This window comes from Rhodopseudomonas sp. NSM, from assembly GCF_052445935.1.
Taxonomy (GTDB): Bacteria; Pseudomonadota; Alphaproteobacteria; order Rhizobiales; family Xanthobacteraceae; genus Rhodopseudomonas.
Map to the genome: position 1 here is coordinate 43701 of NZ_JBQTCH010000002.1, position 23216 is coordinate 66916.

Consider the following 23216-nt stretch of genomic DNA (forward strand, 5'->3'; position numbering starts at 1 on the left):
AACCCGCGCCATCTCACACGGAAGCATGGCTTAAACGCCGTCCGGTGGCACCGGGCCGCAAGGCAGGATTGTCCTGTCCAAACGCCCCTTGCTCACACGCTTCCGGAGGAACAACCGGAGAATAAACCTATGGCGATTCCTGAATTCACGATGCGTCAGCTGCTCGAAGCTGGCGTGCACTTTGGTCACCAGTCGCACCGCTGGAACCCGAAAATGGCCGAGTACATTTTCGGCGCCCGCAACAACATTCACATCATCGATCTCGCGCAGACCGTGCCGTTGATGCACCGCGCGCTGCAGGCGATCAGCGACACCGTCGCCAAGGGCGGTCGCGTACTGTTCGTCGGCACCAAGCGGCAGGCGCAGGATGCCGTCGCCGACGCCGCCAAGCGTTCGGCGCAGTACTTCGTCAATTCGCGCTGGCTCGGCGGCACGCTGACCAACTGGAAGACGATCTCCGGTTCGATCAAGCGGCTGCGTCACCTCGACGACGTGCTGAACTCGGGCGACGCCAATGCCTACACCAAGAAGGAGCGGCTGACGCTGCAGCGCGAGCGCGACAAGCTCGACCGCTCGCTCGGCGGCATCAAGGACATGGGCGGCCTGCCGGACCTGATCTTCGTGATCGACACCAACAAGGAAGACATCGCGATCCAGGAGGCCCAACGGCTCGGCATCCCGGTCGCAGCGATCGTCGATACCAATTGCGATCCGAAGGGCATCACCTACCTGGTGCCCGGCAATGACGACGCCGGCCGCGCCATCACGCTGTATTGCGACCTCATCGCGCGCGCGGTGATCGACGGCATCTCGCGCGCCCAGGGCGATTCCGGCATGGACATCGGCGCGGCGTCCCGTCCGCTGCGCGAAGACCTGCCGGCGGTGACGCAGGCCACCACCGGCTTCCAGGGGCTCTCGGGTCCGCGCGGCACGCCGGACGACCTCAAGAAGCTCGCCGGCGTGTCCGGCGACATCGAGAAGAAGTTCAACGACCTCGGCATCTTCCATTTCTGGCAGCTGGCCGAGCTCGACCAGAGCACCGCCCACCAGATCGGCGAAGAAGTCGGACTGCCGGGCCGCGCCGACGGCTGGGTCACCCAGGCCAAGGGGCTGATCGCCGAGGCGGAGTAATGCGAGACGTTGCGGCCGGGATATCCGGCCGCAACGTTCTTCCGTCGTCAGAATCTGCAATGAAATTCCTGATCGCGTGCCGCGGGCTCCAGCCGCGCGACACGCCCTGACAGGCAAAGGACTACGAGCATGGCAACGATTACTGCAGCGATGGTCAAGGAGCTGCGCGAGACCACCGGCGTCGGCATGATGGACTGCAAGCAGGCGCTCGCCGAGAACGACGGCAACATGGACGCCGCGGTCGACTGGCTGCGCAAGAAGGGCCTGTCGAAGGCCGCCAAGAAGGCCGGCCGCGTCGCCGCCGAGGGCCTGATCGGCGCCCTGACCGACGGCGTCAAGGGCGTCGTCATCGAAGTCAATTCCGAGACCGATTTCGTCGCGCGCAACGAGCAGTTCCAGGGCCTGGTCAAGATGATCGCCCAGGTCGCGCTCAAGGTCGGCGCCGACGTCGACGCGATCAACGCCGCGCCGGTCGGCTCCTCGACCGTTGCGGGCGCGATCTCCGACGCGATCGCCACCATCGGCGAGAACATGACGCTGCGTCGCGCCGCCGCGCTGGAAGTGTCGCAGGGCGTGGTCGCGAGCTACGTCCACGGCGCGGTGATCGACGGCGCCGGCAAGATGGGTGTGATCGTCGCGCTGGAATCCGCCGGCAAGGCTGATGAACTGGCCGCGCTCGGCCGCCAGCTCGCGATGCATGTCGCCGCCGCCAATCCGCAGGCGCTGGATCCGGCCGGGCTCGACCCGGACGTCGTCCGCCGCGAGCGCGAGGTGATGGCCGACAAGTATCGCCAGCAGGGCAAGCCGGAGAACATGATCGAGAAGATCGTCGAGAACGGCCTGAAGACCTACTACAAGGAAGTCTGCCTGCTCGAGCAGGCCTACATCCACGACGAGAAGGGCAAGGCCGTCGGTCAGGCGGTCAAGGAAGCCGAGGGCAAGGTCGGCGCGCCGATCAAGATCACGGGCTTCGTCCGCTACGCGCTCGGCGAAGGCATCGAGAAGCAGACCTCGGACTTCGCGGCCGAAGTCGCCGCGGTCTCCGGTCAGAAGTAATTGGGCCAGAAGTAATCGCTTTTCACGAGACGGACTCCCGGCCGTTCCGGCCGGGAGCGAACCCACCGGGGACGCGACCGCATCATGGGTGAGCCGATCTATCGTCGTGTGGTGGTCAAGCTATCGGGCGAGTATTTCGCCGGCCCTCAGCATTACGGCATCGATCAGCCCACCATCGATCGCGTCGCCGGCGACCTGATCGCGGCTCGCGGTCTCGGCGTCGAGATCGCCGTCGTGGTCGGCGGCGGCAACATCTTCCGCGGCGTCGAAGTCTCTGCGCGCGGCGTGTCGCGCCCGACCGGCGACACCATGGGTATGCTGGCGACGGTGATGAACTGTCTTGCGCTCGCCGAAGCGCTGCGTCGCCACGGCCAGGCCGCCCGAACATTCTCCGCGCTGCTGATGCCCGAAGTCTGTGACCTCTATACCCGCTCGGCGGCGCAGCAGACGCTTGACGATGGCGGCATCGCGCTGCTCGCCGGCGGCACCGGCAACCCGTTTTTCACCACCGACACCACCGCCGTTCTGCGCGCTGCCGAGATCGGCGCGGGAGCGGTGCTGAAGGCGACGAATGTCGATGGCGTTTACACCGCGGACCCGAAGCGCGATCCGAACGCGAAGCGGTTCGAGCGGCTGACGCACTCTGAAGCGCTCGCCGGCGGTTACAAGGTCATGGACGCGACGGCTTTCGCGCTTGCTCGCGAGACTTCGCTACCTATCATCGTGTTCTCCATCGCCGAGCCGGGATCGATCGGCGCCGTGTTGGGCGGAGCGGGCAGGGCCACCGTCGTGGCCGGTTGATATTTGGGCGCCGCGATGCGCTCGGCAATGAGCATTCAGAGTTCTAGAAGGAGTGACTGGCATGCAGTCCGAGAAGTTCGACATCAATGATTTGAAGCGCCGGATGCAGGGCGCGTCGCAAGCTTTGCAGCACGAGCTCGGCGGCCTGCGCACTGGCCGCGCTGCGGCCTCGATGCTGGAGCCGGTCCAGGTCGACGCCTATGGCACCCACATGCCGCTCAATCAGCTCGCCACCGTCACGGTGCCGGAGCCGCGACTGCTGTCGGTGCAGGTGTGGGACAAGTCGATGGTCAGAGCGGTCGAAAAAGCGATCGTCGACTCCAATCTGGGGCTCAGCCCGGCCACCGAGGGCCAGGTGTTGCGGCTGCGGATTCCCGAGCTCAATCAGGACCGCCGCAAGGAACTCGTGAAGGTCGCGCACAAATACGCCGAAGCGGCGCGCGTCGCGGTCCGCCACGTCCGCCGCGACGGCCTCGATACGATCAAGAAGCTGGAAAAGGCTCACGAGATCTCTGAGGACGATCAGAAACGGCTGGATCAGGAAGTGCAGAAGGCGACCGACAGCGCGATTTCCGAAATCGATCAGTTGCTCGCGAGCAAGGAAAAGGAAATCCTGACCGTCTAGATTTCCCGCTTCGGCGCCGCCTAGCGCGCCGGGGGCGGCTTCAGCCGGATCACAGTCGGGCAAAATGCATTCGCGGCGGTGAGAGAATCAGGCCTAGTACGACGATGGCGGTATCCAGACTTGTGATCGAAGCTATCATAACTTATTGATCTGGAAATATTTCTGGCAGCGAACGGGTACGTCTTCGCGGGATGACGCTTCGGGAATTGGCCTATGTCGAAAGCTGCCGCCACCGCGACTGACCGGTCGGATCCTCCCGTCATCCCGGCCCATGTCGCCATCATCATGGACGGCAACGGCCGCTGGGCCGCCGCGCGCGGCCTGCCGCGGGCCGAGGGACATCGCCGCGGCGTCGAGGCGCTCCGCCGCGTCGTCCGGGCGGCGAACGAGATCGGCATCCGGTACCTGACCATCTTCTCGTTCAGTTCGGAAAACTGGGCCCGGCCGAAGAGCGAGATCGGCGATCTGTTCGGCCTGCTGCGGCGCTTCATCCGGAACGATCTGGCGTCCCTGCACCGCGACGGCGTGCGCGTCCGGGTGATCGGCGAACGCGACCGGCTCGATCGCGATCTGTGCGCGATGCTCGACGAGGCCCAGGAACTCACGCGCGACAATACCAAGCTCAATCTGGTGGTCGCCTTCAATTACGGCTCCCGGCAGGAGATCGCCAACGCCGCCCAGCGGCTGGCGCGCGAGGTCGCCGAGGGCAAGCGCGATCCGGCGACGATCGATATCGAGACGCTCGGCCGCTATCTCGACGCCCCCGACATTCCCGATCCCGACCTGATCATCCGCACCAGCGGAGAGCAACGATTGTCGAATTTCCTGATGTGGCAGGCGGCTTACAGTGAACTTGTGTTCGTGCCGATCCACTGGCCGGACTTCGACAAGGCCGCGCTGGAAGGCGCGATCGCCGAATTTGCCCGGCGCGAGCGCCGCTTTGGCGGCTTGGCCGCGAAAACAGGATCGTGACGCGCGTGAGCCAGGACAACGCGGCACCGGCAGCCGAGCAGGGCTCCCGGAATTTCCTGTTGCGCGTCGCCGCGGCCCTCGTGCTGGCGCCGGCCGCGATCGCAATCGCTTATTTCGGCGGCTGGGCATGGGTTGTGCTCGCCACCGCCGTCGCCATCGGCCTTTTCCTCGAATGGCTGTCGATCGTGGGCGCCGCGCGTGATTTTCGGGTGCTGGTGATCGGCTGTCTGACGCTGCTGGTTTGCGGAATCGGGCTGATGTTCGGCAAACCGGGGCCGGCGATACTGGCGGCCGTGCTCGGCGTCGGCGGTTTGGCAGTGCTGGGCGATCAGCCTCGGCGCTGGACCACCACCGGGCTCGGCTACGCGGCAATCGCGCTAATCGCATCGATCCTGGTGCGACTCGACCCGGACTACGGGTTTCCTGCGCTGATCCTGATTTTCCTGATCGTCTGGGGCACCGACATCGGCGGCTATTTTGCTGGCCGCAGCATCGGAGGCCCGAAGCTGTGGCCGCGCGTCAGCCCGAAAAAGACCTGGGCGGGTGCCATCGGCGGCATGGTCCTGAGTCTCCTGGTCGGGCTTGGTTTCGCGCTGTCAGGGTTTGGAAAGATCTTTCCGTTGCTGATCATGGCGGCGGTTCTTTCAGCAGTTTCTCAACTCGGCGACCTGTTCGAATCCGCGGTCAAGCGACGGTTCGGCGTCAAGGATTCCAGCCACATCATCCCTGGCCATGGCGGGCTGCTCGACCGGCTCGACGGCTATGTCGCGGCGGTGGCGCTGGCCGCTGTCATCGGGCTGTCGCGTGGATCGCTGGATGGTATTGGCCGCGGTCTTATGGTGTGGTGATCCGATGAGTGCAGTCCCTTTGAAAAATACCGACGCCGCCCATGATGGCGTGCGCGGCATCACCGTCCTCGGCGCGACCGGTTCAATCGGCGACAGCACGATGGACCTGCTGCGCGCCGCCCCGGAGAAATATCGGGTCGAGGCTCTAACCGGCAACGCCAACGTGGCGGGTCTCGCCAAGCTGGCGAAGGAGTTCAACGCCAGATTCGTCGCGGTGGCCGATCCGGCCCGGCTCGGGGAATTGCGCGCCGCGCTGGCCGGAACCGACATTGCCTATGGGGCAGGCGAGAGCGCGGTAATCGAGGCCGCATCGCGGCCCGCCGACTGGGTGATGGCCGCGATCAGCGGTGCGGCCGGGTTGAAGCCTGCTTTGGCGGCGGTCGATCGCGGCGCCACGGTGGCGCTGGCCAACAAGGAGTGCCTGGTCTGCGCCGGGGATTTCTTCATGAGCCGGGCGGTCGCCTCGGGAGCGTGTATTCTGCCGGCCGATTCCGAGCACAATGCGCTGTTCCAGGCCCTGGCCTCGGGCAACCGCCATGAGCTGACCCGCGTGATCATCACCGCCTCGGGCGGGCCGTTCCGGACCTGGTCCGCCGCCGACATCGAGCAGGCGACGCTGGCACAGGCGCTGAAGCATCCGAACTGGAGCATGGGCCAGAAGATCACCATCGATTCGGCCTCGATGATGAACAAGGGCCTCGAGGTGATTGAGGCGTCCTACCTGTTCGCGCTGTCTCCGGATGAGATCGACGTGCTGGTGCATCCGCAGTCGATCGTTCACGGCATGGTCGAATTCGCCGACCATTCGGTGGTGGCGCAGCTCGGCGCTCCCGACATGCGGATCCCGATTGCGCATTGCCTTGGCTGGCCGGACCGGATCGTCGGTCGCGCCGCGCGGCTGGACCTCGCCAAGATCGGCCAGTTGACGTTCGAGGCCCCGGATTTCGAGCGGTTCCCGGGCCTGCGGCTGGCCTATGATGCGCTGCGCGCCGGCAACGGCGCGACCACCGTGTACAACGCGGCCAACGAGATCGCGGTCGCCGCCTTCATCGCCCAGAAGATCAGGTTCGGGGCGATCGCCCGGCTGGTCGAGGACACCCTCAACGGGTGGATCCGCGCCGGCAATCTGGCGCCGCTCAGCAGCGCCGACGATGCCATCGCCGTTGACCATAACGCGCGAAAAATGGCTGCCACCCTATTGCCTCAAATTGCCGCAAAGGCATCCTAGAGCATTGGGGAACAGGGCCGTCGGTTCTGCTTGAGAGGAATGGGATGGCCGATCTTTTTATGAATGGGTTCAACACGTTGAGCCACGGAATCGTGGGTTACGTGGTACCCTTTCTGTTTGTGTTGACGATCGTTGTGTTCTTCCACGAGCTCGGCCATTTTTTGGTCGCACGCTGGAATGGTGTCAGGGTACTGACTTTCTCGCTGGGTTTCGGTCCGGAGATCGCCGGATTCAATGACCGTCACGGAACCCGCTGGAAACTGTCTGCGATCCCGCTCGGCGGCTATGTGAAGTTCTTCGGCGATGAGAGCGAGGCCAGCACGCCTTCCAGTGAATCGCTGTCGAAGATGAGCGAGGCGGAGCGCTCGGTCAGCTTCCACCATAAGAAGGTGGGGCCGCGCGCGGCGATCGTCGTCGCCGGGCCCCTGGCCAATTTCATCCTGGCGGTGGTGCTGTTCACCTTCCTGTTTTCGGTGTTCGGCGTCCCGAGCACGTCGGCCCGGGTCGACAACATCCAGCCGGGTAGCGCGGCCGAGGCGGCCGGGTTCAAGCCGGGCGACGTCGTGGTGGCCATCGACGGAAGCGCGATTCAGAACTTTCAGGAGATGCAGCGCACCGTCAGTATCGAGGCCGGGCGCGAGTTGAATTTCACGGTCAAGCGTGGTTCCGAAATCGTCGAGCTGAAGGCGACGCCTGAGCTTCGCGAGATCAAGGACCGGTTCGGCAATGCCCAGCGCCTCGGCATTCTGGGCATCAGCCGCTCGACCGCTGCCAATGAGGTCACCACCGAGCGGTTGAATCCGCCGGCGGCCTTCTGGATGGGGATCAAGGAGACCTGGTTCGTCGTCGACCGGACCTTCTCCTATATCGGCGGCCTGTTTGCCGGCCGCGAGGCGGCCGACCAACTCGGCGGTCCGTTGCGAATCGCGCAGATCTCTGGACAGGTCGCGACCATCGGCTTCACCCCGCTGCTCCATCTGGCGGCGGTGCTGTCGATTTCGATCGGGTTGCTCAACCTGTTTCCGGTCCCTCTGCTCGATGGCGGCCACCTGATGTTCTATGCCATCGAAGCCGTCCGCGGCCGTCCGTTGTCGGAGCGGGCGCAGGAAGTGGGCTTCCGGATAGGGCTGGGACTGGTGCTGATGTTGATGGTTTTCGCGACCTACAACGATATCCTGCACCTGGCCTCATCGTAGCGCGGAACCTGAACGTGGCCGATGGGCAACGTATTGGAACGAAATTGAAATCGCACTGCGAATGGACGTTTGCCGGCTCGGCAAAATTGTCTACAAGCAAGGCAAGTTGGGGATTCTGCCGCCGCGGGGGCTGCGCGTCGGCACTGGAATGACAAGGGCGCGTTGCGCATGAATGCTGGAATGCGATTGTTGCGGGGGGGACTTCTTGCTGCCACCCTGGTGTTTTTCGCCGTACCGGTCGCCACGACGGCGACCGCTGTATTGACGGCGTCGCCTGCGGCCGCGCAGTCTGCCTCCTCGATCCAGGTCGAGGGCAACCGCCGGGTCGAAGCCGATACCATTCGCTCCTACTTCAAGCCGGGCCCAGGCGGCCGGCTCGACCAGGGCAGCATCGACGACGGCCTCAAGGCGCTGATCGAAACGGGGCTGTTCCAGGACGTCCGGATCAATCAGGGCGGCGGCGGACGCCTCGTCGTCAGCGTCGTGGAAAACCCGGTAATCGGCCGGCTCGCTTTCGAGGGCAACAAGAAGATCAAGGACGAGCAACTCTCGGCTGAAATCCAGTCGAAGCCGCGTGGTACGCTGTCGCGCCCGATGGTTCAGTCCGACGCGCTGCGGATCGCGGAAATCTATCGCCGGTCCGGCCGTTACGACGTTCGCGTCGATCCTCAGATCATCGAACAGCCGAACAATCGCGTCGATCTGGTGTTCGTCGTCAACGAAGGCGCCAAGACCGGCGTCAAATCGATCGAGTTCATCGGAAACCAGGCGTTCTCCTCCTACCGCCTGAAGGACGTCATCAAGACCCGCGAGTCCAACCTGCTGAGCTTCCTCGGCTCGGGCGACGTCTACGATCCGGATCGGGTCGAGGCCGACCGCGATCTGATCCGGCGCTTCTATCTGAAGAACGGTTATGCCGACGTGCAGGTGGTGGCCGCGCTGACCGAATACGATCCGGAGCGGAAGGGCTTCCTGGTCTCCTTCAAGATCGAGGAAGGTCAGCAATATCGCGTCGGGTCGGTGAATTTCGAATCCACCATTCCGAATTTCGATGCCAATTCGCTGAGCAGCTTTTCGCGGGTGAATGTCGGTTCGCTGTATAACGCCGAGGCGCTCGAGAAGTCCGTCGAGGAAATGCAGATCGAGATGTCGCGTCGCGGCTATGCGTTTGCCGTCGTGCGACCGCGTGGCGACCGTAATTTCGACTCCCATACCGTCTCGATCGTGTTTTCGATCGAGGAGGGCGCCCGCGTCTACATCGAGCGGATCAATGTGGTCGGCAACACCCGGACCCGCGATTACGTCATCCGGCGTGAGTTCGATATCGCCGAAGGCGATGCCTACAACCGCGCGCTGGTCGATCGTGCCGAGCGCCGGCTGAAGAACCTCGATTTCTTCAAGTCCGTGAAGATCTCGACCGAGCCCGGCTCGTCGAGTGACCGCGTCATCCTGGTGGTCAATCTCGAAGAGAAATCGACCGGCGACTTCTCGGTCTCGGGCGGCTATTCCACCAGCAACGGTGCGATGGGCGAAGTCAGCGTCTCGGAGCGCAACTTCCTCGGTCGCGGCCTGTTCGCCAAGGCGACCGTGCAATACGGCCAGTACGCCCGCGGCTATTCGCTGTCGCTGGTCGAGCCCTATCTGCTCGACTACCGCGTCGCGCTCGGCCTCGACCTGTATCAGCGCGAACAGCTCGCCAACAGCTACATCTCGTACGGCACCAAGACGCTCGGCATCAGCCCGCGGCTCGGCTTCGCCCTGCGTGAAGACCTGACCCTGCAGCTGCGCTATTCGCTGTACCGGCAGGAAATCACGCTGCCGTCGTACCTGAACAACTGTAACAACAATATTGGTAACGCGAATTACTTCCCGACTCCGCAGTTCATCGCTGCCGGCAACCCGAACAACACCGGCTACGGCGCGCTCGGCTGCTACGGCGACGGCGAAGCCTCGCTGCCGGTCCGCATCGGCCTGTCCAACGGCGCCTACTGGACCTCTTCGGTCGGCTACACCCTGACCTACAACACGCTGGACAACACCCGGAACCCGACCAACGGTCTGCTGGTCGACTTCCGCCAGGACTTCGCCGGCGTCGGTGGCGACGTGAAGTTCCTGAAGTCGGCGTTCGATGCCAAGTACTACACGCCGCTGGTTTCGGATCTGGTCGGCATCGTCCACCTCCAGGCCGGCAATCTCAGCACGTATGGTGGCAACCAGCTGCGCATGCTCGACCACTTCCAGATGGGTCCGAACCTGGTCCGCGGCTTCGCGCCGAACGGTATCGGTCCGCGCGACATCGGCCAGTATGCCTTCTACGGCTACGGCGGCGACGCGCTCGGCGGCACCAACTACTGGGGCGCATCGGTCGAGTTGCAGATGCCGTTCTGGTTCCTGCCGAAGGAAGTCGGGCTCAAGGGCGCCGTCTATGCCGACGCCGGTTCGCTGTTCGACTACAAGGGCCCGACGTCGTGGACGCTCACCAACGAAGTCAACACGCCCGGCTGTACGCCGGCGAGCCAGACCTCGATCGGCACCTGCGCCGGCCTCAACTACGACGACACCAATCTGGTCCGCACCTCCGTCGGTGTCGGCCTGATCTGGGCCTCGCCGTTCGGTCCGCTGCGGTTCGACTACGCAATCCCGATCACCAAGGGCAAGTACGACCGCGTCCAGGAATTCAAATTCGGCGGCGGGACTTCGTTCTAAGTCCCGCGGTCGGGACTGCGACCGCAGGATGACCTCGACTTTGTTCTTCAAACCGCGTCCTTCGTCGACGTTGGCTGAAATTGCCGCGTTGACGAAGGCTGAGCTGGTCGACCCCTCCCAGGGCGACCGCGTCATCACCGGCATCGCCTCGCTCGACGAGGCGGGTCCGATGCATCTCGGCTTTTTCGAGAACCTCAAATACGTCGCCGAACTGGAGCAGACCCACGCCGGGGCCTGCCTGGTGATGGAGCGTTATGAGAGCCGGGTGCCGTCACACGTGGCCGTGCTGCGGGTGAAGAGCCCGATCCGGGCGTTCGTGACCTATGCGCGGCACATCCATGAAGACGCGATGCGGCCGCTGTCGGGTTTCGGCAGCACAGGCATCGCTCCATCGGCCGTCATCCATCCCACCGCCCGGCTCGAGGACGGCGTGATCGTCGATCCGCTGGCTGTCATCGGGCCTGATGTCGAGATCGGCGCGGGCAGCGTGATCGGGGCGGGGTCCGTGATCGCGAGCGGCGTCAAGATCGGGCGCGACTGCAATGTCGGCGCCAACACCACCATCCAGTTCGCGCTGATCGGCAACAACGTTCTGATCCACCCCGGTTGTCACATCGGGCAGGACGGCTTCCGCTTCATCTTCGCCCAAACCCATCAGAAGGTGCCGCAGGTCGGGCGGGTGATCATCCAGAACGACGTCGAGATCGGCTCCGGCACCACCGTCGATCGGGGCGGCCTGCGCGATACGGTGATCGGCGAAGGCACCAAGATCGACAATCAGGTGCAGGTCGGCCACAACGTAACAATTGGTCGACATTGTGTGATCGCGGCGCAATGCGGCCTTGCCGGCAGCCTGACGCTGGGCGACAACGTCGCGCTGGGCGCCAAGGTCGGCGTCAACAATCACGTCACGATCGGCGACGGTGCGCAGATCACCGCGATGAGCGCGGTCAAGGACAGTGTCCCCGCCGGCGAGCGCTGGGGCGGGTTCTTCGCGAAGCCGACCAAGCACTGGTTCCGGGAGATCATCGCGGTCGAGCGACTGATGCGGGGCGGAGCGGGCGCGGCGCCGAAGTCCGACGATGGAAAAGATGAGGACCGGGGCTGATGGAATCGCCGATACGTTTCGAGAATGTGGACATCAACACCATCCTCAAGACCCTGCCGCACCGCTTTCCCTTCCTGCTGATCGATCGCGTCAAGAACATCCGCGAGGACCACAGCGGCATCGGCGTCAAGAACGTGACCTTCAACGAGCCGGCGTTTCAGGGGCATTTCCCTGAGCGGCCGGTGTTTCCCGGCGTGCTGATGATCGAGGGCATGGCGCAGACCGCCGGCGTCATCGGGATCATGTCGGTGACCGGCACCGAGAAGCCGCGCGCGGTGTATTTCCTCACCATCGACAAGTGCAAGTTCCGCAAGCCGGTATTGCCGGGCGATACGATCGAGTATCACATGAAGAGCATCGGCCGCCGCAAGACGATGTGGTGGTTCCACGGCGATGCGATCGTCGACGGCCAGACCGTCGCGGAAGCCGACGTCGGCGCGATGCTGACGGATTGAACCGGATTTCATGAGCAGCATCGACCCAACCGCGCGAATTGAAGACGGCGCCGTGATCGGCGACGACGTGACGATCGGGCCGTTCTGCACCGTCGGCCCGCATGTCAGCATCGGCGCCGGCACCCGGCTGATCGGCCACGTCAACCTCACCGGCCACACCGCGATCGGCGAGAGCTGCACGATCCACCCGTTCGCCTCGCTCGGCGGCGCACCGCAATCGACCGGCTACAAGGGTGAGCCGACGCAGCTCCTGATCGGCAGCGGCTGCACCATCCGCGAGAACGTGACGATGAACACCGGCACGGTCGGCGGCGGCGGCGTCACCCGTGTCGGCGACCGCGGCTTCTTCATGGCCGCGAGCCATGTCGGCCACGACTGCATCGTCGGCAACGACGTCATCTTCGCCAATGCGGCGACGCTCGGCGGGCATTGCGAGATCGGCGATTATACCTTCATCGGCGGCATGACCGTGCTGCAGCAGTTCACCCGCGTCGGCGCGCAGGCGATGATCGGCGGCATCAGCGGGCTGCGCGACGACGTCATTCCCTACGCGCTCGCCGCCGGCATCTATGCGCGGCTCGAAGGGTTGAATATCGTCGGCATGCGCCGGCGCAAATTCACCAGGGAGCGGCTCAACCTTGTTCGCTCGTTCTTCAAAGACCTGTTCTACAGCCCGGGCTCGCTCGCCGAACGGCTCGAGCGAGTGCGACCGCGGACCGTCGAGGATCCGGCGATCGCGGAGATCATTGCCTTCATCGACGACGGCAAGCGCCTCGGCAAGCGGCGTCGGCCGCTGTGCACGGTGGCGGACGGCACCCGCAGCGGTGACGACAACGATTCCGACGACAGCTGAACCAGCAGCGGTCGCGCGATGACCGCTTCCGGGCCACAGATCGGCGCGGTCGTCGGCGTCATCGCCGGCGGCGGCGTGTTGCCGTTCGCGGTAGCGGATGCGGTGCAGGCGCGACAGATGACGCCGCTGCTGATCGGGCTGCGCGGCTTCTGCGATCCGACAGCGATCGAGCGATTCCGGCACCATTGGATCTCGATCGGCCAATACGGCCGCCTGAAGCGGCTGCTGCGCGCCGCGGATTGCCACGACGTGATGTTCATCGGCTCTGTGGTGCGGCCCTCGCTGACGTCGGTCCGGCTCGACTGGGGCGCGTTCCGCGTGCTGCCGAGCGTCATGGCGGCGTATCGCGGCGGCGACGATCATTTGCTCACCAGCATCGGCCGGATCTTCGAGGGCGAAGGCTTCCGGCTCTGCGGCGTCAAGGATGTCGCGCCGGAATTGCTGATGCCGCCGGGTGAACTGACAAGGGCGGCACCCGACGCCGGACATCGCACCGACATTGCCAGGGGCCGGGCTGTGCTGGCGGCGCTGAGCCCGTTCGACATCGGCCAGGCCGCGATCGTGATCGACGGCCATGTGGTGGCGGTCGAGGACATCGGCGGCACCGATGCGCTGCTGGCCAATCTGGCGCGTCTGCGGACGCAGGGGAAGATCGCCGCCAGGGCCGGCCGCGGCGTGCTGGTGAAGGCGCCGAAACGTGGACAGGACCTGCGTTTCGATCTGCCGACGCTCGGCCCGCGCACCATCGAAGGCGTGGCCGCTGCCGGGCTCGGGGGGATCGCCGTCGCCGCCGGCAACACGCTGGTCGCCGAGCCGCAGGCGATGATCGCAGCCGCCGACAAGGCCGGCCTGTTCGTGACGGGGGTGCTTGAATGATGGTCGCGACATCGACCCAAGGCGCGGTGACCCAAGATGCGGTGACCCAACGCGCGGTGCGTAGTTTGTTCGTGATCGCCACGGAGGAATCCGGCGACCGGCTCGGCGCGGCGCTGATGCGGGCGCTGAAGCAGCGGCTCGGCGACGGCGTCGTGTTCGAGGGCGTCGGTGGACGGGCGATGGCGGAGCAGGGGCTGGTCTCGCTGTTTCCGATCGAGGAACTGTCGATCATGGGGATCTCGGCCGTGGTCCGGCGGCTGCCCTCGATTCTGCGCCGGATCCGCAGCACGGCTGAGGCCGTGCTTCTCGCCCAGCCGGACATGCTGATCATCATCGACAGTCCGGACTTCACGCACCGCGTCGCGCGACGGGTCAGGGCGCGCGACCCGTCGATTGCGATCGTCAACTACGTGTCGCCGACGGTATGGGCGTGGCGGCCCGGCCGCGCCCGCGCGATGCGCCGCTATGTCGATCACGTGCTGGCGCTGCTGCCGTTCGAGCCGGAGGAATATCGCAGGCTGCAGGGCCCGCCCTGCACCTATGTGGGCCATCCGCTGACCGAGCAGATCGCCCAGCTGCGCCCGAACCTCACGGAGCAGGCGCGGCGCGACGCCGAGCCGCCGGTGCTGGTGGTGCTGCCGGGCAGCCGGCGCAGCGAGATCTTTCACCAGATGGCGGTTTTCGGTGAGACGCTGAGGCGGCTGCAGGCGGAGCACGGCGATCTCGAACTGATCCTGCCGACGGTGCCGCATCTGCGCGAGGCGGTCGAGGCCGGCGTGCGCGAATGGCCGGTGCAGCCGCGGATCGTGGTCGGCGATGCCGACAAGAAGGCGGCGTTCCGGATCGCGCGCGCGGCCTTCGCCAAGTCCGGGACGGTGACGCTCGAACTGGCACTGGCGCATGTGCCGATGGTGGCGGTCTACAAGGCCGGCGCGATGGAGGCGTGGATCGGCAAGCGCGTGGTCCGCTCGGCCTCGGTGATCCTCGCCAATCTCGTGGTCGGCGACAACGTCATTCCGGAATTCATCCAGGAAGACTGCGTGCCGGAGAAGCTGGTGCCGGCGCTGCGCGAGGTGCTGTCCGACACGCCGGTGCGCGCGCGACAGCTCGCGGCCTTCGCCCGGATCGACGACATCATGTCGACCGGCGCACAGACGCCGAGTGTCCGCGCGGCCGACGTCGTGGTGGCGGAACTGGACAAGCCCCGCCGCTGAATCTTCGCGACCCAAAACGCAAAGGACCGGCGCGAGGCCGGTCCTGAAGCATTGCAATGCGGGCTGAAAGATCAGCCGCGCTTGTCGATTCCGACATATTCCCGGCGGGTGTGGCCGGTGAAGAGCTGGCGCGGACGGCCGATCTTCTGCTGCGGATCCTCGATCATCTCGCTCCACTGGCTGATCCAGCCGACGGTGCGTGCCACCGCGAACAGCACGGTGAACATGTCGGTCGGGAAGCCCATCGCCTTCAGCGTGATGCCCGAATAGAAATCGACGTTCGGGTACAGCTTGCGGTCGATGAAGTACGGATCGCTGAGGGCGATCTTCTCGAGCTCCATCGCCACCTTCAACAGCGGGTCGCCGTGATGGCCGGTTTCGGCCAGCACTTCGTGGCAGACCTGCTGCATGATCTTGGCGCGCGGATCGTAGTTCTTGTAGACGCGGTGGCCGAAGCCCATCAGCCGCACCGACGAATTCTTGTCCTTCACCTTGGTGATGAACTCGGGGATGTTGTCGACCGAGCCGATCTCCTTCAGCATCGCCAGCGCCGCTTCGTTGGCGCCGCCATGCGCCGGGCCCCACAGGCAGGCGATGCCGGCCGCGATGCAGGCGAACGGGTTGGCGCCGGAGGAGCCGGCGATCCGCACCGTCGAGGTCGAGGCGTTCTGCTCGTGGTCGGCGTGCAGCGTGAAGATCTTGTCGAGTGCCGCCGAAAGAACCGGGTTGACCTTGAACTCCTCGCACGGCACCGCAAAGCACATGTGCAGGAAGTTGCCGGCGAAGGAGAGCGAGTTCTTCGGATACACGAACGGCTGGCCGATCGAGTACTTGTAGGCCATCGCCGCCAGCGTCGGGATCTTCGCGATCATCCGCATCGACGCGATCATGCGCTGCTTGGGATCGTTGATGTCGGTCGAGTCGTGATAGAACGCGGCAAGCGCGCCGACCGACGCGACCATCACCGCCATCGGGTGCGCGTCGCGGCGGAAGCCCTGGAAGAACCGCGCCATCTGCTCGTGCACCATGGTGTGCCGGGTGATGCGCAGGTCGAAATCGTCCTTCTGCTCCTTGGTCGGGAGCTCGCCATACAGCAGCAGATAGCAGGTCTCGAGGAAGTCGCCCTGCTGGGCGAGTTGCTCGATCGGATAACCCCGGTACTCCAGGATACCCGCATCGCCATCGATGTACGTGATCTTGGACTGGCAGCTTGCCGTCGAGGTGAAGCCCGGATCGTAGGTGAACAATCCGGCCTGGGCATAAAGCTTGCCGATGTCGACGACATCGGGGCCCACCGTTCCGGTCAGAATGGGAAGATCGTAGGTGTTGTTTCCAACCGTGAGCGTTGCTGTCTTATTGTTAGTCGTTGCGTCCATCGTGTGGTCCCCGATGTTCGTTGTCGAAACCAGCGGCGACGCATCGAAGATGCGAGCGAGACTGGTTGGCCTAAAAGCGCACTGGAATGCGTAGCTTATTGCAGTGTGCACCGCAAGACGGGCTCTCCGGGCCCCGATCCCGAGGGGGCGCTACGCGGCCTGGTCGGCGAGCCGGGACAGGCATTCCTCGCGCCCCAGCACCGCCAGAACGTCGAAAATCCCCGGTGACGTGGTCCGCCCGGTCAGTGCCACGCGCAACGGTTGCGCAACCGCGCCGAGCTTCAGTCCGGTCTGTTCGGCGAACGTCCGCATGGCCGCCTCGGCGGTCGCCGCGGTCCACGGCGAGACGTCCGCCAGAGCGGCCCGCAGACGGCCAATCAGGGCGCGGGTTTCCGGCGTCAGTACCGCCTGACCCTTGGCATCGACCGCGAGCGGCCGGTCGGCGAAGATGAAGCCGGCATTGTCGAGCAGTTCGAGCAGCGTCTTGGCGCGCTCCTTCAGCCCCGGCATCGCCTGCGTGAGCTGGGCGCGGGTGGTGTCGGTGAGTTTGGCGGCGATCGCCGGTCCCTGCGGCACGTAGTGCAGCAGATCTTCCAGCAGAGTCACGAGAGATTGATCGTCGGTCTGGCGGATGTAATGGCCGTTGAGGCTTTCCAGCTTGGCGAAATCGAACCGCGCCGCCGACCGTCCGATTGCCGCCAGGTCGAACGCGTGGATCATCTCTTGCGTGGAGAATATTTCCTGATCGCCGTGGCTCCAGCCGAGCCGCACCAGGTAGTTGCGCAGCGCCGCCGGCAGGTACCCCATCGCTCGATAGGCGTCGACGCCGAGCGCGCCGTGGCGCTTCGACAGCTTCGATCCGTCCGGGCCGTGGATCAGCGGGATGTGCGCCATCACCGGCAGTTCCCATCCCATCGCATCGTAGATCTGCTTCTGCCGCGCGGCATTGATTAGATGGTCGTCGCCGCGGATCACATGGGTGACGTCCATGTCGTGATCGTCGACCACCACGGCGAGCATGTAGGTCGGGGTGCCGTCGCCGCGCAGCAGCACCAAGTCGTCGAGGTTCTCGTTCTGCCAGACCACGCGGCCCTGAACCTGATCCTCGATCACGGTCTCGCCGTCGAGCGGCGCCTTGAGCCGGATCGTCGGCTTCATGTCCGGCGGCGCGTCGGCCGGATCGCGGTCGCGCCAGCTGCCATCGTACAATTTGGAGCGTCCCTCGGCGCGGGCCTTGTCGCGCATCGCCGTCAATTCCTCGGCGGTCGCGTAGCAGCGATAGGCCTTGCCTTCAGCCAGCAATTGCTCGGCGACCTCGCGATGCCGCGCGGCCCGGGCGAACTGGTAGACGGTGTCGCCGTCCCATTCGATGCCGAGCCATTTCAGCCCGTCGAGGATGGCGTCGATCGCCGGCTGGGTCGACCGCTGCCGGTCGGTGTCTTCGATTCGCAGCAGCATCTTGCCGCCGTGCTTGCGCGCGTACAGCCAGTTGAACAGAGCGGTGCGGCCGCCTCCGATATGGAGGAAGCCGGTGGGCGAGGGCGCGAAGCGGGTGACGACGGGTCGGGTCATTCTGGACTTGGATTGGAGCGCGCCGGAGCGGCGCGGAGGGTGTATAGCAGGATCGGGGCATAACTAAAGTGGTCCGCGCGGCTCCCGGGGGTTGGCGCGGGGCGCCGGATTTGGCAGATACCGCTTCGGGTTCCGACCAGAGCGCCGGTTCTGATCGATCCGGAGCTCCAGACTCTTTTTTCGACGCGTTTTCTTTGCGCGAGCCGGCATCCGCTTCGCTCGAAAACGCTTCCAGGCAGAAAGATCGATTGATGACGACGGCAGACGCAGCGACGGGCGAGGCAGGGCGCGACTTCATTCGCGATATCGTCCAGGCCGATCTCGAGGCCGGCAGGCACCGCGAAATCGTGACCCGGTTCCCACCGGAGCCGAACGGCTATCTGCATATCGGGCACGCCAAGTCGATCGCGCTGAATTTCGGCATCGCCCAGGAATTCGGTGGACGCTGCAATCTGCGGTTCGACGACACCAACCCGACCAGGGAAGAGCAGGAATATATCGATTCGATTCAGGCCGACGTGCGCTGGCTGGGCTTCGACTGGGGCGAGCACATGTTCTTCGCCTCGGATTATTTCGATCGGCTCTACGATTGGGCCGAACTGTTGATCAAGAACGGCGACGCCTATGTCGACGACCAGTCGCAGGACGAAATCCGCGAGGCACGCGGCACGCTGACCGAGCCGGGCAAGAACAGCCCGTTCCGCGATCGCTCGGTCGCGGAGAATCTCGATCTGTTCCGCCGCATGAAGGCCGGCGAGTTTCCGAACGGCGCGCGCGTGCTGCGCGCCAAGATCGACATGGCGTCCGGCAACATCAATCTGCGCGACCCGGTGCTGTATCGCATCCTGCATGCGCATCACCCGCGCACCGGCGACAAATGGTCCATCTATCCGAGCTACGACTACGCGCATGGCCAGTCGGATGCGATCGAGGGCGTCACGCATTCGATCTGCACGCTGGAATTCGAGGACCACCGGCCGCTCTACGAATGGCTTTTGTCGAAGCTGCCGGTGCCGTCGCAGCCGAAGCAGTATGAATTCGCGCGGCTCAACATCACCTACACGCTGCTGTCGAAGCGGGTGCTGACGGAGCTTGTCCGCGGCGGCCATGTCGCGGGCTGGGACGACCCGCGGATGCCGACGATGGCCGGGCTGAAGCGACGCGGCGTGCCGCCGGCGGCGATCCGCGAATTCGTCAAGCGCATCGGCGTCGCCAAGGCCAACAGCGTGGTCGATGTCGGCATGCTGGAATTCTGCATCCGCGAGGAGCTGAACCGCACCGCACAGCGCCGGATGGCGGTGCTGCGGCCGCTGAAGGTGGTGATCGAGAACTATCCCGAAGGGCAGAGCGAAGAGCTCGACGCGATCAATCACCCCGACGATCCCTCCGCCGGCACCCGCAAGATCAGCTTCGGTCGCGAGCTCTATATCGAGCAGGACGACTTCATGGAGAACCCGCCGAAAAAGTTCTTCCGGCTGTCTCCCGGCACCGAAGTGCGGCTGCGCTACGCGTATTTCATCAGGTGCCGCGAGGTGGTGAAGAACGACGCCGGCGAGATCGTCGAGCTGCGCTGCACCTACGATCCCGAAACCCGCGGCGGCAACGCGCCGGACGGCCGCAAGGTCAAGGCGACGATGCACTGGCTGCCGGCGGCGTCCTCGGTGCCGGCGGAAATCCGCGTCTACAATCAGCTGTTCGCCAATCCGGCGCCGAGTGCTGCGAACTTCGCCGCCGACCTCAATCCGCAGTCGCTCGAAGTGCTGACCGACGCCCGTGTCGAGCCGGAGGTGGCGGCGAGCAACGCGGCCGAGCCGGTGCAGTTCGAGCGCCAGGGTTATTTCGTCCGCGACCGGGATTCCACCCCCGACAGGCCGGTGTTCAATCGCACCATCGGGCTACGCGATACCTTCGCCAAGGAAGTCGGCGGTAAAACCTGACGCTAACCGCCGGCGATTGTTGCCGGCGATACTGATCTGTTCCAGTCTCGGCGCCGCGCTGTTTGAGGGGCGGGCGCCGTGGAGCGGGGGGATCGGACCAAAATTCGGACCACGGTGCGGACCTGGCCGACGCGCGCCGCGTCGCCGGCCGGTGTGCTGGCGCCGTGGGGCGCATCGTTCTGGCCTGCGGTTGCGGAGACGCTGCGCGAATGGGCGCGGGCCGAGGCGGGGCCGGGCAGGCTGCTGCCGTTTGTGCCGGTCGCGTTCGGCGGCGGGATCGCGCTGTACTTCGCCGCCGACCACGAGCCGATCGCGTGGGTCGCCGGTCTGGCGGCGGTCGCGTTCGGCGTGGCCGCGTTTCTGGTCCGGCGCAACCGGGCGTTTCCGCTCGCGGTGCTGATCGCCGCCTTCGCCGCCGGCTTTGCCGCGGTCGCGTTGAAAGCCCAGCGGATCGCGCATCCGGTGCTGGCCAAGCCGGTGCAGGCGGCGACGCTCAAGGGATTCGTCGAAGCCCGCGAGGAGCGCGAGCGCACCGACCGCTTCGTGCTGCGCGTCACCGAGATGGATACCGCCGGCCGCGCGCAGGCGCTGCATCGCGTGCGGGTGTCGGTGCGCAAGGGCGCGGCGCCCGCGGTCGGCGATTTCGTGTCGCTGAAGGCGCGGCTGCTGCCGCCGCTGTCGCCGCTGCGGCCGGGGGCGTACGATTTCGGCCGCGATCTGTATTTTCAGGGCATCGCCGCCTCAGGCTTCGCGCTGGGCGCGATCACCGCACAGTCGCCATCGAGCGACGGCGGCTGGCGGCTGCACTACGCGAAAACCATGCAGGGGATGCGCGACGCGATCGATGCGCGGATACGGCTCGCGCTCGACGGCGACCAGCGTTCGATCGCCACCGCGCTGATCACCGGCCGGCGCGATGCGATCTCGACGTCGGTTAACGACGCGATGTTCATCTCCGGGCTCGGCCATGTGCTGTCGATCTCCGGCTATCACATGGCGGTGGTGGCCGGGGTGGTGTTCTTTGCGGTGCGCGCGGCTCTCGCGCTGATCCCGGCGCTGACGGTGACGTTTCCGATCAAGAAGGTCGCCGCCGGCGCGGCGCTCGCCGCCGCCGCGTTCTATCTGCTGCTGTCCGGCGCCGAGGTCGCGACGCAGCGCAGTTTCCTCATGACGGCGGTGGTGCTGATCGCGGTGATGGTCGATCGCCGTGCCATCACGTTTCGCACGCTGGCGATCGCCGCTTTGGTGGTGCTGCTGATCGCGCCGGAATCGCTGGTGCATCCGAGCTTCCAGATGTCGTTCGCGGCGACGCTGGGGCTGGTCGCACTGGTTCAGCTCGGCATGCCGGCGCTGTTCGCGACCGCGGACAGTTCGGCGACCGCGCGCGCGGCGCTGTGGGGCGGGCGCGAGATCGCGATGCTGGCGCTGGCGTCGCTGGTCGCGGGGCTCGCGACCATGCCCTATGCGGCCTATCACTTCCATCGCGTCACGCCTTATGGGGTGATCGCCAATCTGCTGGCGATGCCGGTGGTGTCGGCGATGGTGATGCCCGCAGGCCTGCTCGGCCTCGCCGCGATGCCGTTCGGACTCGACGGGGTGTTCTGGCGGATCATGGAGATCGGCATCGACTGGATGATCGTGGTGTCGCTGTGGGTCGCGGCGCTGCCGGGCGCGATCGGCAGGATCCCGGCGTTCGGGAGCGGGCCGTTGTTACTCGCGTCGCTCGGCATCGTCCTGCTCGGCCTGCTGCGCACGCCGCTGCGCCATGGCGGGCTGGCGCTGCTGACGCTTTCGACCGGCTGGGCGCTGCTGACGCCGCAGCCCGAGATTCTGATCGCCGGCGACGGAAGGCAGGTCGCGCTGCGCGGGCCCGATGGAAGGCTGCGGGTGATGCAGAGCGGTGGCGACAATTTCAGGATCCGGCAGTGGCTCGCGGCCGATGCGGATCCGCGCGCGGCCGACTCAGCGTCATTGCGTGACGGCGTTTCGTGCGACGCCGACGGCTGCGTCGGCGCGCTGGCCGATGGCGGGCTGGTGGCGCTGTCGTTCCGGGCCGATGGTGTGGCCGACGATTGCGCGCGGGCGACGTTGGTGATCGCGCTGGCGCAGCCGCCGCCCGATTGCGCGGCGCGTCTGATCAGCGCCGATATGCTCGCGCGCAGCGGCGCTCTGGCGTTGCGACGAAACGAGGGCGGGGACGGCGGATTCGTGACCGTCGCGGTGCGGCCGAAAGGGCTCGACCGGCCGTGGTCCCCGGCGCCCGCCGACGCGCCGGAGGGGGGCCTCGGAAACGCCCCGATGCAGCGGACAGTGCCGCGCTCCGCCCCGGTCGACGCCACTTCGGCGGCACCTGATCAGCACGACGAGGACTGAGCCCGCGACCCATCTCCGCGCGGGGCGTTTAGCTCAGTACTTGCGGTACAGCCCGATCAGCTTGCCCTGAATCCGTACGCGGTTCGGCGGCAGGATGCGGACCTCGTAGGCCGAATTGGCCGGTTCCAGCGCGATCGATGCGCCGCGGCGGCGGAAGCGCTTCAGCGTCGCTTCTTCCTCGTCGATCAGCGCCACCACGATGTCGCCGGTGTCGGCGCTCTCGTTGCGCTGGATCAGCGCCATGTCGCCGTCGAGGATGCCGGCATCCATCATCGAATCGCCGCGCACTTCAAGCGCGTAATGCTCGCCGGAGCCGAGCATGTCCGGCGGCACGCTGATGGTGTGACTGCGGGTCTGCAGCGCCTCGATCGGCGTGCCGGCTGCGATCCTGCCCATCACCGGAACCGCGACGTTGCGATCGGAATCGTCGTCGGCGTGCTGCGCGCTCGGCGGTCGAACCTTGCCGAGATTGCCTTCGATCACGCTGGGGGTGAAGCCGCGGCGGCCGCCGCCGCTATTGCCGCCGAGATCAGGCAGCTTGATCACCTCGATGGCGCGGGCGCGGTTCGGCAGGCGGCGGATGAAACCGCGTTCCTCCAGCGCCGTGATCAGGCGGTGAATTCCCGATTTGGAGCGCAGGTCGAGCGCGTCCTTCATCTCGTCGAACGAGGGGGGAACACCGGCTTCCTTCAGCCGCTCGTTGATGAATTTCAGCAGCTCGAATTGTTTGCGCGTCAGCATATCGACCATTCCCCAGATCTGGCGACGATCGCCGTGTCGTCGTGCGGTCCGTTCATCGCGCCCTGAATATGAACAGGCGAGGCGCAACTACTCGAAACAAATCATGAACGGACACTATATGTTCAGTATGTGTTCCGCAACCTCTTAA

The 23216-nt window shown here is 65.6% G+C and carries 19 protein-coding genes; 16 read left to right on the forward strand and 3 right to left on the reverse strand.

Annotated features, from left to right (window positions below; translation table 11 throughout):
• Positions 1-129: 129 nt before the first annotated feature.
• The 14 genes from ACTZWT_RS04435 (at position 130) to lpxB (ending at position 15069) form a co-directional block, all read left to right on the forward strand.
• Positions 130-1131 (forward strand): 30S ribosomal protein S2, encoded by a 1002-nt coding sequence (locus ACTZWT_RS04435; RefSeq protein WP_444768513.1) that lies wholly within the window; start codon positions 130-132, stop codon positions 1129-1131.
• Positions 1132-1260: 129 nt separating this feature from the next.
• On the forward strand, positions 1261-2187 hold the full coding sequence (gene tsf / locus ACTZWT_RS04440; RefSeq protein ID WP_444768514.1) for a translation elongation factor Ts: 927 nt from the start codon (positions 1261-1263) through the stop codon (positions 2185-2187).
• 84 nt (positions 2188-2271) lie between these two features.
• Complete coding sequence (pyrH, locus tag ACTZWT_RS04445) at positions 2272-2988, forward strand: UMP kinase (protein WP_444768515.1); 717 nt, start codon at positions 2272-2274, stop codon at positions 2986-2988.
• A 61-nt stretch (positions 2989-3049) separates the two neighbouring features.
• Positions 3050-3613 (forward strand): ribosome recycling factor, encoded by a 564-nt coding sequence (gene frr / locus ACTZWT_RS04450; protein WP_322517038.1) that lies wholly within the window; start codon positions 3050-3052, stop codon positions 3611-3613.
• Positions 3614-3826: 213 nt separating this feature from the next.
• Positions 3827-4585 (forward strand): isoprenyl transferase, encoded by a 759-nt coding sequence (locus tag ACTZWT_RS04455; protein ID WP_444768516.1) that lies wholly within the window; start codon positions 3827-3829, stop codon positions 4583-4585.
• A gap of 5 nt (positions 4586-4590) precedes the next feature.
• Positions 4591-5433: a phosphatidate cytidylyltransferase gene (locus tag ACTZWT_RS04460; protein WP_444768517.1), complete on the forward strand. Its 843-nt coding sequence runs from the start codon at positions 4591-4593 to the stop codon at positions 5431-5433.
• A gap of 4 nt (positions 5434-5437) precedes the next feature.
• Positions 5438-6661: a 1-deoxy-D-xylulose-5-phosphate reductoisomerase gene (dxr, locus tag ACTZWT_RS04465; protein ID WP_444769196.1), complete on the forward strand. Its 1224-nt coding sequence runs from the start codon at positions 5438-5440 to the stop codon at positions 6659-6661.
• 44 nt (positions 6662-6705) lie between these two features.
• Positions 6706-7857 carry an RIP metalloprotease RseP gene (gene rseP / locus ACTZWT_RS04470; protein ID WP_444768518.1) on the forward strand — a complete coding sequence of 384 codons (1152 nt, stop codon included), beginning with the start codon at positions 6706-6708 and terminating at the stop codon, positions 7855-7857.
• Positions 7858-8025: 168 nt separating this feature from the next.
• Positions 8026-10563, forward strand: coding sequence for an outer membrane protein assembly factor BamA (gene bamA / locus ACTZWT_RS04475; protein WP_444768519.1), 2538 nt, complete (start codon positions 8026-8028; stop codon positions 10561-10563).
• A 28-nt stretch (positions 10564-10591) separates the two neighbouring features.
• Positions 10592-11671 carry a UDP-3-O-(3-hydroxymyristoyl)glucosamine N-acyltransferase gene (gene lpxD, locus ACTZWT_RS04480; RefSeq protein WP_444768520.1) on the forward strand — a complete coding sequence of 360 codons (1080 nt, stop codon included), beginning with the start codon at positions 10592-10594 and terminating at the stop codon, positions 11669-11671.
• A complete protein-coding gene (gene fabZ / locus ACTZWT_RS04485; protein WP_444768521.1) occupies positions 11671-12126 on the forward strand; it encodes a 3-hydroxyacyl-ACP dehydratase FabZ in 456 nt (151 codons plus the stop codon). Before lpxD ends, fabZ begins: the two co-directional genes overlap by 1 nt.
• A gap of 10 nt (positions 12127-12136) precedes the next feature.
• On the forward strand, positions 12137-12979 hold the full coding sequence (gene lpxA / locus ACTZWT_RS04490) for an acyl-ACP--UDP-N-acetylglucosamine O-acyltransferase (RefSeq protein WP_444768522.1): 843 nt from the start codon (positions 12137-12139) through the stop codon (positions 12977-12979).
• An 18-nt stretch (positions 12980-12997) separates the two neighbouring features.
• Positions 12998-13855 (forward strand): LpxI family protein, encoded by an 858-nt coding sequence (locus ACTZWT_RS04495; protein ID WP_444768523.1) that lies wholly within the window; start codon positions 12998-13000, stop codon positions 13853-13855.
• Positions 13855-15069 (forward strand): lipid-A-disaccharide synthase, encoded by a 1215-nt coding sequence (gene lpxB / locus ACTZWT_RS04500; protein ID WP_444769197.1) that lies wholly within the window; start codon positions 13855-13857, stop codon positions 15067-15069. The genes ACTZWT_RS04495 and lpxB overlap by 1 nt, the downstream gene beginning before the upstream one ends.
• A 71-nt stretch (positions 15070-15140) precedes the next feature.
• Here lpxB and gltA read toward each other — a convergent pair whose 3' ends face one another.
• Together gltA and gltX are read right to left on the reverse strand one after the other, a co-directional pair.
• Positions 15141-16445 carry a citrate synthase gene (gene gltA / locus ACTZWT_RS04505; RefSeq protein ID WP_444768524.1) on the reverse strand — a complete coding sequence of 435 codons (1305 nt, stop codon included), beginning with the start codon at positions 16443-16445 and terminating at the stop codon, positions 15141-15143.
• A gap of 150 nt (positions 16446-16595) precedes the next feature.
• Entirely contained in the window at positions 16596-18017 is a 1422-nt protein-coding gene (gene gltX / locus ACTZWT_RS04510) for a glutamate--tRNA ligase (RefSeq protein ID WP_444768525.1), read from the reverse strand.
• 251 nt (positions 18018-18268) lie between these two features.
• Between gltX and ACTZWT_RS04515 the strand changes: the two genes are divergently transcribed.
• On the forward strand, positions 18269-19954 hold the full coding sequence (locus tag ACTZWT_RS04515) for a glutamine--tRNA ligase/YqeY domain fusion protein (RefSeq protein WP_444768526.1): 1686 nt from the start codon (positions 18269-18271) through the stop codon (positions 19952-19954).
• Between the two features lie 78 nt (positions 19955-20032).
• Positions 20033-22327: a ComEC/Rec2 family competence protein gene (locus ACTZWT_RS04520; RefSeq protein ID WP_444768527.1), complete on the forward strand. Its 2295-nt coding sequence runs from the start codon at positions 20033-20035 to the stop codon at positions 22325-22327.
• Positions 22328-22360: 33 nt separating this feature from the next.
• Here ACTZWT_RS04520 and lexA read toward each other — a convergent pair whose 3' ends face one another.
• Positions 22361-23068, reverse strand: a complete 708-nt coding sequence (gene lexA / locus ACTZWT_RS04525) for a transcriptional repressor LexA (protein WP_444768528.1) — start codon at positions 23066-23068, stop codon at positions 22361-22363.
• Positions 23069-23216 lie beyond the last annotated feature (148 nt).